Genomic DNA, 13,488 nt, shown 5'->3' with positions numbered 1-13,488 from the left:
AAGGAAAGAGGGCATTTATCATGTCTGTTAAAACACGTTTATATAGTGGGCTGTTTTTTATTGTGTATTGCTTATTTTCAACAGGGGTAAGCGCACACGATACACCCAAAAATATGACCCAAGTGGTGCAAGGTAAAAATGGTTTTATGTACTTTGCCAGCCACGAAGGGCTTTATAAATACGATGGCTATCACTTTGCATTGGTGGAGTCTTTGCCTGGTGAATGGGTTTACTCATTAACCAGCAATGCCGATAAAAGTACTTTGTATGCAGCGAGTAATGGCCGTATTTATGCTTATGATGTTTTAACAGGCCTTGCTGAATCGTTTGCTGATGTAAATAGCAAAGATATGGCAGTGAATGGCTCGCATGTATATGCTGCCACTGCGCAGGGCGTAGAGGTTATTAGTAAAAAGGGAACTGGCCATTTACAGGCTTTAGTGGGGCAAACCGTTTTTAAAGTGATCTCCCATGATGGGCAAGTTTATGCACTTACCAATACAGGGCTTTGGCATTTAAATTTAAACCACCAACGCCAGCTAATAAAGATGACCGTGCACAGCGGTTTAATTGCCGCCGTGAGTGATAGGCTCTACGTAGCACACGAAAATACGCTTTACAGCTTTGATTTAATTACCGAGCAAGTACAGCAAACCTCTCTTGAAACCACACCAAGCGCCATGACTATTTACAAAAACAGCTACCTTGCAATGGCTATGGCGGGTGAAGTGCGCTTGTATTCAACGCTCGATAAACAGTTTGTAGCGGGTGTTTTAAACAAAAGTAAGCTGTTTTTTAACAGTGTGTATGCTGACTCGCAATCAAACTTGTGGGCAGTTGCAGATAACGAATATGAGATCATCACTCAAGATTTAAACCAATTTAATTTGCCACTGGTGAGCCGTTACAACGTGCTTAGCAGAGATAACGATAGTTTATTGATGGGCACTGATGCAGGTGTTTACCGTTTTATACAGCGCCAGTTTGTGGCAATGGATGCTCTAAACAACTCATTAAAATACGCACAGAGTAGTGAAGTAACTACCATTGCCAGCGATAAAGTTATGTTAGTTGGCACCACGAATGGTTTGTATGTTTGGCAAAATGCGCAATTAACCAAATTGTTGGATGGCTATATTTTAGGCATAGAGAGAATTGCCGGCTGTTGGTTGATTGCTACTAGCGACCAAGGTGTGGTGGTGATTGACGATAACCTGATGGTTGAAAAAGTACTTAACGTAGAGAGCGGCCTTGCTGCAAATGAAATATTAGCGACCAATAAGTTTGAGCACTTATTGTATATAAGCACCAGTAATGGGCTTAGTGTGTATAACGTAAAAACGGGCAATATAAGCCATAGTCTTACAGCACAAATAGGCAAAGTAAGTAAGGTTACAATGCTGGGTAACAATGTGTACGTGGCTGTGTATGGCGGCGGGCTTTATAAGCAAACTAGTAACGGTTTTACGCTATTAACCAGCCCGCGCTTTATTACTGACTTAAGTGTATTTAACGCCAACCTTTATATTGCTACAACCAATGGCCTGTTTACGCTGGTGGATGATAGCGTTGTTGCAATACCGCATACCGAAAAGCAGTATTTTGGCGCTAATAGTTTAATGGCCTATAACGGCGCTATGTATGGCGTATCGAATAATGGTTTGCTGGGGCTAAGTGACACTAATTTGCAAAATGACAAACGCATTGCTGTGTCTTCTATTGATGTAAATAGTGATCGTGTAAGTATGCTTGAAAGCGTTCAACAGGCTAGTCAACTCACCCTATACTTTAGTAATTTTGATTATGCGCTTGCTCAATATTATGACTACCAGTACAGCCATAATAATGGTGACTGGATAAGCGTAAATGAACCGGTTGTACACTTTACCCAGCTAAACGAAGGTGAGCATTCAATTGTTATGCGTGGCTCATTAGATGGTAAACACTTTACACAAAGCGACCCTATTACTTGGCGGGTGACAGGGCCGTTTTATCAAAGTAGTGTGTTTATTAGTTTTTGTGGAGCTTTAATTATTACCTTGTTTGGGGTGTTGTCGTTGGTGTTTATTAAGCGACATAGACAAATGCGCGAAGTGTTTAGGCGTATGCGCGACACTAAACAGCAAACTGCATTAAGCTTGGGCTTTAGAAAATTAGTGGCAGGTTCGCACTTATGCCAAGGCGATGACTTGCAATTAAGTGATGGCCTGTTGCAGTTGGATGAAGCCAAAGATATTTTATTGCCCGTGGTATTTAGCCATGGGGCGCTGGGTAATACCTCGCTGGATGATGGGTTAAGAATGCTGTCGGCTAATACGTCGTTGCAATACAGCAAAACAGAGGTTGAATTTAATTTGGCGCTGGGCACTAAGGCGCTGCCTGAAAAGTTAAGCCAGGATATTTACGCATTTATTAACCATGCTTTTATTAATGCATTGCAGCATGCACAAGCACGATACATTGAAGTGAGCGGTAAGCGCAGCAAGAATGATTTTGTGATCACCGTGCAAGACGACGGCAAAGGCATTGCCTTTTTAGATCAGTTTATGCGCTTTGGTACAGGCCTTGAGTCGATGCACGATATAGCGCGTTCGTTAGATGGGCGCTTAACTGTTCGCAAAGGTAAAATGAATGGCACCGTGGTGCAGCTGAAGTTCTCTATTTCTGAGAAAGCTGCCACCAGAAAAGCAAAGGAGGTAGCAAAGACATTATGATAAATATAAAAAGTTATATTAATTATCCTATCGAAAAATTGTTACTTATGTTTAGGAACAACCCTGACTTAATTTTTGTAAAAAATGAATCTGTATTTAACGACTGGCCTGAGTACGTAAGTAACTATGAAAAAGTCCTTACATCGGCAAACGTCGATTTCTCAGAAATGCATGATGATGATAAATTTATGGAAACTAATAAAATAATACGTCGTCTCATTAATGATGGTTTTATAAATGAGTGGTGCCCAAAAGTATATAAAACTATAGATAACAAGAGTGGACCTAAATCTAGAAATTTATATAGTCACTTAGCTTATAATTTAACAAATAAAGGGCTTGACCTAGTTTTAAAGTTAGAAGCGCACAACGATGCTGAGCGACGACATAATGATACCCATAAACACAACACCTTAATGCGCTGGATTGCGGGGTCATCTTTTTTATTGTCATTGGTGGCTGTTAGTGTTTCTGCATATTTGGCTTACATTGCTAATCAAAATATGCAACTTAATCAGCAGCGCTTAGAAATCCAGCAACAGCAAATAAAAGCACTGAGCGATAAAGTTATAGAAGAACTCCCAGCAAAACAACTAGCAAAACCTAAACCTACAAAACCTGCTAATTAACCCCCATTTTTACTAAAACCCTTTAATTTAGCCCCCCAACAAATAGCGCCACACTGGCGCTATGAAAAAACTTATTCCAGCCGACCTTACCCCGCATTACAGCCGTGCCTTTTTATTTTGCATGGACTGGATTTATGAGGCAGAAGGAGGCGACTCTGATCATAGTGCCGACAAAGGTGGCCGTACTCGCTTTGGTATTAGCAAAGGTGCTTACCCTGGTGTGGATATACCTACTTTAACGTGGCCGCAGGCTATGCGTATTTACCACCGTGACTTTTGGCGGGGTAGCCGCGCTAAAGAACTAGCTGAGCATGGCTTACTTGAACTTGCCTTTTTACATTGTGATGCCGCCATAAACCACGGCGTGCCACTGGCCAACATGCTGTTACAGCAAGTGCTGGGTGTGAAGGTAGATGGTATTTTAGGTTCGCGCACCCTTGCTGCAGCTATAAACCACAACCAAGAAAATTTACTGGTTGATTACTTTGCCCGCCGCGCCAGCAAATACAGCCGCATTGCAGTGAATGACCCTAGCCAAATAACGTTTTTATATGGCTGGCACCGCCGCCTATTTAAGCTTGAAAACCGCATTGAAAAAGCGGTAATGAACGAGTCATTTTATTGCTCTTGGGATTTTGTATGAAGAGCATTCCACTTTATGAAAAGCGCGGTTATGAGATGCGCATTAGTACCTTTGCTAATGGCGAAAACCCCGATCCTCAAACCGTTTGCCCCACAGGCAATCCCACATTAAAGAACGCGTTTTTAAAAGGCTGGCACTCAATAACGGGTGTGCGCCTTGAAGTAGAGGCGCGTGTTTTGAATTCAAAAAATACAGTAAGGAGTTTGCCCCGTGGACGAATATGTTAAGTGGTACCCATGGGTGCAAGGTTTTGTGCTGGTGGTGTTTTTTGTGGTGGTTTACGCACTTAAAAAATCGTTTGCTAGCAAAGACGATGTGAACAGCCAAGACAAGCGTTTGCAAACCGTTGAGCAAACCTATGTGACCAGTAAAGATTTTACCAAAGTGAACGAAACCGTGCAGCGCATTGAAGTTGAGATAAAAGATTTACCGCAAGACGTAAGTAAATTGACCCAAGAAGTCACTAAGTTGCAAAGCGAAACCAAGCATCTACACGATATTTTAAAGCGTATAGAGCACCCACTTAATTTAATTGTTGCATCAAAAATTACAGGTGATCGAAATGGCAAGTGAGTTTCAGGTAGAGGTATGGCTATTAATATGTTTGCTCATTGCGGGTGCATTGTTCTTTTTGTATGTGTGTGGGCGGCTTGGTTATGCGCTGGGTGGTTTTATAGTGGCGTTTATTTTTAAACGATTTTTTAAGGATGGGGACAATGAAAGAGCTATTTGAAGCTGATCAGCGTTTAGTTATTTTGCGTGCCTTAGCTGAGGCCGCAGGCTATAGCGCTAACTGTAGCATGTTGAGCTGTGTGCTTAGCTCGTATGGGCATCAATTGAGCCGCGACAAAGTACGCGCGCACATGCGTTTTTTAGAAGACGTTAACACCATTACTATTGATGTGGTGGGTGATAAAACCTTAGTGGCTAAAATTACAGAGCAAGGGGCTGATGTAGCTGCAGGGCGTAAGTTTGTAGATGGCATTAAGCGCCCAGCACCTGGGGGCATTTAATTATGGCACGCGGCAATAAGATAGAGCGCTTGCCAGATCACTTACGTGAAAACCTACGTGAAATGCTGGCAACCAAACAACACACCTGCCAACAAATAGCCGATGCAATTAACGAAGAACTAGCGGCGCTATCTGGCGTGCAAACCGATGTTGAAAGCATTGATGACAACACCGTGTGGCGTGAAAAAAAACGTATTGAGAGCATTGCTGACGAAATACGCCGCAGCCAAGCCTATGTTGAGTCGTTATCTAAACAATGTGATTTAACCAGTATTGGTGACACTGGCCGCGTGCTTATGAGCCTGCTGCAAAGTGCGGCGTTTAAAACAACCAGTAGCCTAATGGGCGGCGAAGACCCCATTGATGCCGACACACTTAACGACCTTGTAATGGCCGTTGCACGCTTACAACGCAGTGCAAACCACAACGCCGACTTAGAAAAGCAAATAGCAGAAAAAGCCCGTAAACAGGCGCTAGCTGAAGCACAAGCTCAGGCTGAAAGCGCAGGTAAAGCGGCTGGTTTAAGTTCTGGCAATATTGATTTAATACGCCGTGCAATTGCAGGAGAGCGTTTGTAATGGCTATGAATGAAGAAGAATTAACCGCGATTTTATTACCGTATCAGGCGGAATATGTGTGGGATCAATCGCCGGTTATTCTTTATGAAAAGTCGCGTCGTATTGGTTTAAGTTGGGGCGAGGCGGCGGCCAGTGTGCTTGATGCCGCTGCAAGTAAAGCTGCTGGCGGCATGGATTGCTGGTACATAGGTTATAACAAGGATATGGCCGAAGAGTTTATTCGTGACTGTGCCAACTGGGCTAAAAGCTTTAACGAAGTGTGCGGTGATGTAAGCGAAGAGATTTACGCTGATGAAGGTAAAGACATTCTTACCTATGTTATTCGCTTTGCCAGTGGCTTTAGGATTACCGCGCTTAGCTCGCGCCCGTCTAACTTACGGGGTAAGCAAGGGCGAGTAATTATTGATGAGGCAGCGTTCCACGATAACCTAGATGAACTAATAAAAGCGGCATTCGCCTTATTAATTTGGGGCGGTAAGGTACGCATTATTAGCACCCATGACGGTGAAGAAAACCCCTTTAATCTATTAATTAAAGAGTGCCGCGCAGGCACTAAACCTTATAAGGTTTACCGCACAACATTTAGAGAAGCATTAAGCCAGGGCTTGTATAAACGCATTTGTGCAATGAAAGGCACAGAGTATAGCCAAGAACTCGAAGACGAATGGGCCAATGGCATTTATGACTTTTATGGTGATGGCGCTGCAGAAGAACTTGATGTGATCCCAAGTGCAGGCGGCGGTGTTTACATTAACCGCTTGTTGGTTGAGCGCTGCCAGCACCCAGACAGTAAAGTGATCCGCCTAGAAAAACCGGATGACTTTGTAACGAACCCTGAGCGCACGCGCATTATTGATAAATGGCTAGCAGACACTTTAAAACCATTAATTGATGCTATGCCTGGGCAACGCACTGTGTTTGGCCAAGATTTTGGCCGCAGTGGCGATTTAACCGTACTTTGGCCCATGCAGCAGCAAAGCCCCATCAAGTACCACACGCCTTTTTTAGTTGAGCTGCGTAATATTCCGTTTGATTGCCAAGAGCAAATAGTGTTTTACCTGCTGGATAACCTGCCGCTGTTTTTTCATGGCAAATTTGATAGCCGTGGTAATGGCCAGTCGATTGCTGAAAAAGCCATGCAACGTTATGGCCCAAGCCGTATAGATTGTGTGATGCTGTCGCGCCCTTGGTACAACCAATTCTTTCCTAAATACAAAGCCGCGCTTGAGGGGCAGTTTATTACTGTGCCTGAAAGTGAAGATGTAGTGGCCGACCACCGCCGTGTGATTTTAGAAAAAGGCCAACCCAAAATGGATGATGGCCGCGACAAAGGCAGTGATGGTAAATGGCGACACGGTGATACAGCCGTTGCTGGGGTGTTGGCTAATGCCGCCACATTAGAAGAAGGCGAACCCGCCGCAGGTGCCACGGTTGCAAAAAATAAGCAGTCAATTAAAAACCAGCCATCGCGGTTACAAGGTCGAGCAAGACCAGGTGGACTGTTTAAGCGAATTACCGGTTATTTTAAAAATTAACGCTGACGCGCTCAGCGCGATTTTAAGGCTGTGTTAGCTGCATTGAATGGCATTGCACGCAAAAACGAATTTAAAGCCGCTTAGGCAAATGTAAAAGATTTACAAAAGGGTTGAAAAGCTATGTTTGGTTCTAAAAAACGCAAGGCAAAGCAAGAGGCAGAATTTGCGGCAAAAATTGCAGCAATTGTGACTGAAATAATTGCCACAAAAAATTCAGCAAATGAAAATACCACCACGTTTAAAGAAGCCGCAGGGGCGATGGCGGGCAGTATTGACGCAGACGATCACTTGTATTCTAAGTTGTCGGACGATTCTAACCGTAACTTAAGTGGCCCTACACGGGTGCGTATGAACAAAATAGCCCCATACCTTTGGCAAAGTAACATGATTGCCAACCGCATTATTGAATTACCGTTGGCCTACCTACTGGCCGAGGGCGTTAAAATTACCAATGACGATGAAGACTACCAAGCGGTAATTGATGCGTTTTGGAATCACCCGATTAATAACATGGCCATTAAGCTTGAAAAGAAAGTGAGAGAGCTGGCGATATTTGGTGAGCAGTTTTACCCAGCATTTGTAAACCCCTTGAGTGGTGAGGTGCAATTAAGTTATTTAGACCCCGCCCACGTGGAAGAGGTAATTTACGACCCGCGCAACCCAGAGCAGCCAGTAGGCGTTAAAACTAAACGCATGAGCAATGGCCGTCATTATTTTTATAAAGTGATCATCAATGGCAGTGAATCGGTATTTACCAAACAAACCCAGCGGCTACGTGAAGGCTTTGCCGATGGTGATATTTTTACTTTGCAATAAACAGCTTTTGCGCCCACGGACGGGGCAACTCCGACTTAACCGCGCAGTGCGACTTTTTAGATTTGTACGACGACTTTATTTTTGGCGAAGGCGACAGAGCCGAAAACTCCCGGGCGTTTGTGTGGGACGTAACCCTGACAGGCGCTGATAAAAACAAAGTGACTGAGCGCGCCTCAGAAATTGAAAGTAACCCACCGCGCCCAGGCTCTGTAAATGTGCATAATGATTCTGAAGTGTGGAAGGCTGAAAGCCCATCGCTTGGTACTGGCGATACCGAAGCCCTGGCTAAGTTATTTAGAAACCACATGCTAGGTGGTGCAACCATGCCGCCGAGTTGGTTTGCTGATGGTGGCGACGTTAACCGTGCAAACGGTGAAGCCATGGCGGAGCCCACCTTTAAAATACTTGCCATGCGCCAGCGCTACATTATTTACATGCTGCATGAAATAGCGACCTTTGTAATTCGCCAGTATTACACAGCAACACTAGGCCAAGAGCCAGACCGCACGATTGAAGCCGATGTGTTTAAGTCAAAAGTGGTGATGCCAGAAATGACCGCTAAAGACATTAGCCGTTATGCCGCTGCGCTACAGCAAGTAGTGGTGGCTGTAAATCTTGCGATTACACAGGGCATTATTACTGAAGAAACGGGCTTAAGTGTGATTGCCTCAATTGCTGATCGCTTGGGTGTTGAGATAGACCCAGCCACTGAGCTTGAGAACGTAAAAACTGAAATAGCGCAAAAAGCCAAAGACCAGGCAAAGGCCGATACCTTTAATGCCTTTGATGGCGCTGACGATGATAATGCTGATGAAGCGGCTAATGAAAAAACAGCCGATAAAGAGTTAACTGATGACGCCGAGTGAGCGCACAGCGGCGTTTAATAAAGCCCGTACCGCACAGCTCAAGGAGTTGCTTAAAAACAAGCAAGGGCTGTGGGATTCGTTATTGCGCTTATTAGAGCTGGCTGAAGAAAACACCCAAACCATATTGCAAGGGCAACCAACCGATTGGCAGCAGTGGCATTACGGTAAATTGCAGGGGCAAATTAATCAGGTAATGCAAGAACTGGGTGAGCGTAGCGCGGCGCAAATTACGGCGTTTTCAAAAACAACGTGGGTGGCTGGGATTAACTTAATTGATGTGCCACTTAAAGCCGGTGGTGTAACGGTTAACGCCATGACGCAACTTTTACAGCACCGCCAGCTTGTGGCCATTGATAGCTTTATGGTTGACCGAATTAAAAACGTGCTCAGCGGTAAAGCCGACTTTATACGCTCGCAGCTGGGGCTGGTGATGATGGGTGCGCAAGATGCCAACACCGCTAAAAAAGCCATTGCCGAAAGCTTAGGTGATAAAAAAATGTGGCGGGCTAAAACCATTGTCAACACCGAGCTTAGCCGTTTATACAATACCGCTGGGCAAATGCGTATGACCGAAATTGGTGATGCAGTACCAGGCATGGAAAAAGAATGGCGTATGGGTAGGCGCAAAGAACACCGCGCTAATCACTTGGCTGTGCGTAATACCCGCGTTGCTGCAAGCAAACCATTTATTGTAGGCGGTATTAAAATGATGCACCCACACGACCCCAAAGCACCCGCTAAAGAAACCGTGAATTGCAGCTGCTTTACAGTGCCGGCAATGGCGCATTGGAAAGTTGATAAGACGCGTGCAGTAATAGAATAAGTTATGGTATTTTAAAGGGAGTTTAAATAGTTTAAAGGAATAACCTTGAGTAACTTTACTGAAAATCAAATAATTAAGTGGCGGGATAGGTTCTCGCTTTGCCTAAATCTAACTCTGTTCTTACCTATACTTTTGTTTTTTTGCAGTTGGCGCTGGTTGGGCCTCAGCTTAGTTTTGACGTTAGGCAGCTTAATAATTGGGTTAATTTTGAAAAAGTTTTTTCATTGCCGATTGGGTTATTTGCTTTACTAGGCGCAACAACTACTTTGGTCGGTGTTTACCACCGTAGCCTTTTATTAAACCGACAGTTAGATAGAGTGCAAGAACAAATAGCCATATCGAATAAGCAGTTTAAGCGTTCTGATGAACAGTTTAAGTTATCTCAAGAACAGTTTATGCTTGCTCAAAAGCAATATAGTTTGGTTTATACAAAAGAAAATTATGTACTTTACTGTGAGCATAAAAAGCAAATTGAAGAGCATTGCGAGAAAATCATGAATGGTTTGCGTAAAAGAAGTGATAGATACTTTGAAATTGATTATGAAAAAATGTATAGATATTCTTTTCCTGAAAATTCATACAATCAAATGGACAATTTTAGTCTTAATAGTGTTGGAGCCGCATTTGAAATTTCAGGAATAATAAAAGAGAACCTTGAAAAAATGTGTGAAAGCCTGACTCCATTTATGCACCCTGATTCACCAAGTTATAAAATTGATGCATGCTTTGCTGGTGTAGGTGTATATCTTTTTAAACCTAAGTTGCAAGACCTAGAAGATCCACTATTAAAAATTGAAATATTCCTTGAAACAACATATGAAATATGTGGAATACTACGTCGTATTTCTATAATCAAAAAAGAAAGTTTTACAGAAATTCACCAGAACATAAAGCTTATTGAGAAGAAGTATAAAATAACTTAAGCAATTAAATTTTCCTAAAACCCTTTAATTTAGCCCCTCCCCACATTCCCTTACATTAAAAACTCATTAGCCAAACTAACAACCATTGAGGGCGACATAATGAGTTTTTTTGCATTACTGACCAAGGGCCATGCGTTACTAGAAATAGCAACCAAAGTGCTCGACATTGTTGAAGACGTTAAAGAGATTGGCGACGACAAAAAGCCTAAAACGGATGAACGTGGTCAACCGATTATTAAAAAGCAAATCCGCAAAGTTCAACCTGAAGAAGTGTTTGATTTTAAAGTTGAGCGCGAAACAGGTGTTGTAAAAGCACTTACCAAAGCTGGCCAACGTGTGGAAGGTGTACTTGCTGCTGCCGACCTTGCCGAAGCTTTACTGGTTAGTGATGGTGCGAGCGATGTTGGTAAAAACTTGCTGGAGCAAGAAGCCGCTGTCGCTGATAAAGCCAAAGAATTACTTGCTAATGCAGAATTGGACGCTGCAAACAAAGCGAAAGACGCAGAGAAGCAAGCGGCGGATATTATTGCTAAAGCCCACGCTGACGCTAAAGCGATGCTTGATAAAGCGCCCGCTAAACCTGCTGCAGATAAAGCGGCTAAGTAAGGGGCTAAATTATGTTGACCTTATTACCCGCAGGTACTGGCTTTTTAGGCAACCGTGCGTTTGTTGAGGCTGAAGCATCTGATTACCGTGATGTGATGGACTTAGTGCGCCGTGAGCTTGTAAAAGTGATCTTACCTAATAACTCTACTGGCGAGTGTTGGGTAGATATTACCGCTTTTTACCCTGAGCAAGTGGTGGTTAAGAAAGGTGGCCGTTACTGGGCATACGCTTACACAGTGAACGAAGCAAACCAAGTTACGTTTGATGCACCGGTTGAAGTAGTTAAAGAGTTTAAACCAGCAGGTGTTGTAAAGCTGACCGAAGCCTGGTTTGACGAAAGCCGTTTTATTGAAGCCAGTAACATTAAGCCAAGTAAGTTTTTAGTAACGCTTATTGAAGTTGGCAAAAGCTTAAATGGTGTGAACTACCCAGCCCACGTTCTACGTGAAGCAGCCCATTTGTTTAACGGTGCCAAGTGTATGGTTAAGTCTGATGACGACCATATAAAAGGCGGCGCTCAACACTTTAACAACCTGATTGGTCAGTTTGCTAATGCCCAGTTTGTTGAAGGGATTGGCGCAGGTAAGCAAGGTGCTCTGCAAGCTGATTTAACCGTGCTAGAAAGCTCAGGTTATGCAACTAAGCTACGTGAAGCCGTTGATAACAACATGCAAGAGCTGTTTGGCTTAAGCATTGATGTAGACGGTAAAGCCACTGGCAAAGGCGCTAACCGCACGGCTAAGCAATTCCTCAAAGTTAATTCCGTCGATTTGATCATGGTACCTGGTGCAGGTGGTCGGATCGTGTCATTTAAAGAAGCTCATAATCAAGGCAATGTCATGAATGAACAATTGTTGCGCCTAATCGAAGCGCTTAAAAAATCGAACCCCGCGTTAGCTGCATCTGTGACAGCTGACGATGATGAAACCGCCATTGTGCAATTAACCGAAGCACTGGCAAAACACGGTGCGCCAGAGCCTAGTAACGGTGAAGGCTTAACCCTTGCCGATGTGAATAAAGTAATTGTTGCAAGCCAACGTTTAGTTGAAGCAAAGCAAAGCGCGGTGGCGTTAATTAACCAATCGACTTTGCCAGACGCCGCCAAAACACGCTTAACCGAAAGCGTGCAAAGCAAAGATGACGTAACCACTGAAATGGTGAAAGGCTTAATTGATGCTGAAACCAGTTATTTAAAACAGTTTACTGAGTCGGGTAAGGTGAACATGCCGCATGGCGTGCAGTACTCCGATAACCCAAGCGGCATTGAAATGCTCACGGCATTATTTGACCCTGCTAACAAAGACGTTGTGAGCCTTAAAGAAGCTTACATTGACCTAACCGGTGATAAGCATTGTACAGGTAAGTTACGTGATTGTAGCCGCACCCGTATGGTCGAAGCACTTGATAGCGATAGCCTGCCAAATGTGCTGGCTGATGTAATTAACCGCCGCGTAGTTGATGTATATGGCAGCCTTGAGAAGTACCAGCTATGGCGCAAAGTGTTCCGCATTGGCACTGCAACTGATTTTAAAGATCAGAATGTCACTGAGTGGGGTGGCTATGGCGACTTACAAGAAGTACTTGAAAGCGGTGCTTACCCAGAGCTTGCAAAACCTTCCGATAGCAACGCGAAATACCGTGTGAGCAAAAAAGGTGGTATTGCAACCATCACCATGGAAATGATTAAAAATGATGACCGCAACATCATTACGCAAATTCCTAACAAGCTGGCCCGTGCTGCTGCGCGAACGCTCAGTAAGTTTGCATGGGACTTTTACATTAACAACCGCAATGCACCGGATGCTAAAGCGCTGTTTCATGCTGACCACAACAACCTGTTTAGTGGTGCACTTGACCAAACTGAGCTGATGGCCCACTGGCGCGCAATTATGAACCAGCAAGAGCTTGATACCGGTGAGATGCTAGAAATTGAGCCAGCATTTTTACTGTGCTCGCTGGGTAATGTGGATGCTGCATTTGACTTGTTCCAACGCCTGCAAAACAACGACAAAGGTTTTGCTCAGCAACTAAACCTCGAAATTCTGCGGGTTCCTGGTGCGACTGATCCGAATGATTGGGGCTTAATGACCGACCCAGGCGAGCTTGCTAACTTTGAGATGGGCTTTTTAGATGGCATGGAAAACCCTGAAATCTTTACGCAAGACATGCAGAACGTGGGCTCGGTGTTTACGAACGACCAAACCACAATGAAGATCCGCCATATCTATGGTGGCCAATGTACTGACTACCGTGGTGCGACTAAAGCGATAGTTATTTAATTTCCTTGGTGAACTGGTGATGGATGACACGTTGCGCACGGATGCGCTTTATAAGGGTTTTTA

15 protein-coding genes are annotated in these 13,488 nt (G+C 43.9%); all 15 read left to right on the top strand.

The window, feature by feature from the left end:
• Positions 1–20: 20 nt before the first annotated feature.
• The 15 genes from P4S71_RS09130 (at position 21) to P4S71_RS09060 (ending at position 13,425) form a co-directional block, all read left to right on the top strand.
• Positions 21–2,714, top strand: a complete 2,694-nt coding sequence (locus tag P4S71_RS09130; RefSeq protein WP_337150528.1) for a sensor histidine kinase — start codon at positions 21–23, stop codon at positions 2,712–2,714.
• Positions 2,711–3,343 (top strand): hypothetical protein, encoded by a 633-nt coding sequence (locus P4S71_RS09125; protein ID WP_182757774.1) that lies wholly within the window; start codon positions 2,711–2,713, stop codon positions 3,341–3,343. The genes P4S71_RS09130 and P4S71_RS09125 overlap by 4 nt, the downstream gene beginning before the upstream one ends.
• Before the next feature lie 61 nt (positions 3,344–3,404).
• Positions 3,405–3,986: a glycoside hydrolase family 108 protein gene (locus P4S71_RS09120; RefSeq protein WP_337150527.1), complete on the top strand. Its 582-nt coding sequence runs from the start codon at positions 3,405–3,407 to the stop codon at positions 3,984–3,986.
• On the top strand, positions 3,983–4,213 hold the full coding sequence (locus P4S71_RS09115; protein ID WP_283709806.1) for a hypothetical protein: 231 nt from the start codon (positions 3,983–3,985) through the stop codon (positions 4,211–4,213). Before P4S71_RS09120 ends, P4S71_RS09115 begins: the two co-directional genes overlap by 4 nt.
• Entirely contained in the window at positions 4,197–4,559 is a 363-nt protein-coding gene (locus P4S71_RS09110; protein WP_283709807.1) for a DUF2730 family protein, read from the top strand. Before P4S71_RS09115 ends, P4S71_RS09110 begins: the two co-directional genes overlap by 17 nt.
• Positions 4,549–4,719 (top strand): hypothetical protein, encoded by a 171-nt coding sequence (locus tag P4S71_RS09105; protein ID WP_337150526.1) that lies wholly within the window; start codon positions 4,549–4,551, stop codon positions 4,717–4,719. The genes P4S71_RS09110 and P4S71_RS09105 overlap by 11 nt, the downstream gene beginning before the upstream one ends.
• Positions 4,703–4,999, top strand: a complete 297-nt coding sequence (locus P4S71_RS09100; protein ID WP_182757778.1) for a VpaChn25_0724 family phage protein — start codon at positions 4,703–4,705, stop codon at positions 4,997–4,999. The genes P4S71_RS09105 and P4S71_RS09100 overlap by 17 nt, the downstream gene beginning before the upstream one ends.
• Before the next feature lie 2 nt (positions 5,000–5,001).
• Positions 5,002–5,577 (top strand): phage protein Gp27 family protein, encoded by a 576-nt coding sequence (locus P4S71_RS09095; RefSeq protein ID WP_182761572.1) that lies wholly within the window; start codon positions 5,002–5,004, stop codon positions 5,575–5,577.
• A complete protein-coding gene (locus P4S71_RS09090) occupies positions 5,577–7,112 on the top strand; it encodes a hypothetical protein (RefSeq protein WP_337150525.1) in 1,536 nt (511 codons plus the stop codon). The genes P4S71_RS09095 and P4S71_RS09090 overlap by 1 nt, the downstream gene beginning before the upstream one ends.
• Before the next feature lie 120 nt (positions 7,113–7,232).
• Positions 7,233–7,928: a hypothetical protein gene (locus P4S71_RS09085; protein WP_337150524.1), complete on the top strand. Its 696-nt coding sequence runs from the start codon at positions 7,233–7,235 to the stop codon at positions 7,926–7,928.
• A 62-nt stretch (positions 7,929–7,990) separates the two neighbouring features.
• Positions 7,991–8,794, top strand: coding sequence for a hypothetical protein (locus P4S71_RS09080; protein ID WP_337150523.1), 804 nt, complete (start codon positions 7,991–7,993; stop codon positions 8,792–8,794).
• Positions 8,781–9,617 carry a hypothetical protein gene (locus P4S71_RS09075; RefSeq protein ID WP_337150522.1) on the top strand — a complete coding sequence of 279 codons (837 nt, stop codon included), beginning with the start codon at positions 8,781–8,783 and terminating at the stop codon, positions 9,615–9,617. Before P4S71_RS09080 ends, P4S71_RS09075 begins: the two co-directional genes overlap by 14 nt.
• Positions 9,618–9,715: 98 nt before the next feature.
• Positions 9,716–10,540 (top strand): hypothetical protein, encoded by an 825-nt coding sequence (locus P4S71_RS09070; protein WP_337150521.1) that lies wholly within the window; start codon positions 9,716–9,718, stop codon positions 10,538–10,540.
• Positions 10,541–10,639: 99 nt separating this feature from the next.
• The gene (locus P4S71_RS09065; RefSeq protein WP_337150520.1) at positions 10,640–11,146 is read left to right on the top strand and encodes a hypothetical protein; all 507 of its coding nucleotides are present in this window, start codon (positions 10,640–10,642) and stop codon (positions 11,144–11,146) included.
• Positions 11,147–11,157: 11 nt separating this feature from the next.
• Positions 11,158–13,425, top strand: a complete 2,268-nt coding sequence (locus P4S71_RS09060) for a phage major capsid protein (RefSeq protein ID WP_337150519.1) — start codon at positions 11,158–11,160, stop codon at positions 13,423–13,425.
• Positions 13,426–13,488 lie beyond the last annotated feature (63 nt).

This window comes from Pseudoalteromonas sp. B62, from assembly GCF_037162565.1.
Classification (GTDB): domain Bacteria; phylum Pseudomonadota; class Gammaproteobacteria; order Enterobacterales; family Alteromonadaceae; genus Pseudoalteromonas; species Pseudoalteromonas fuliginea.
This window is presented reverse-complemented; position numbering and strand designations above follow the sequence as displayed.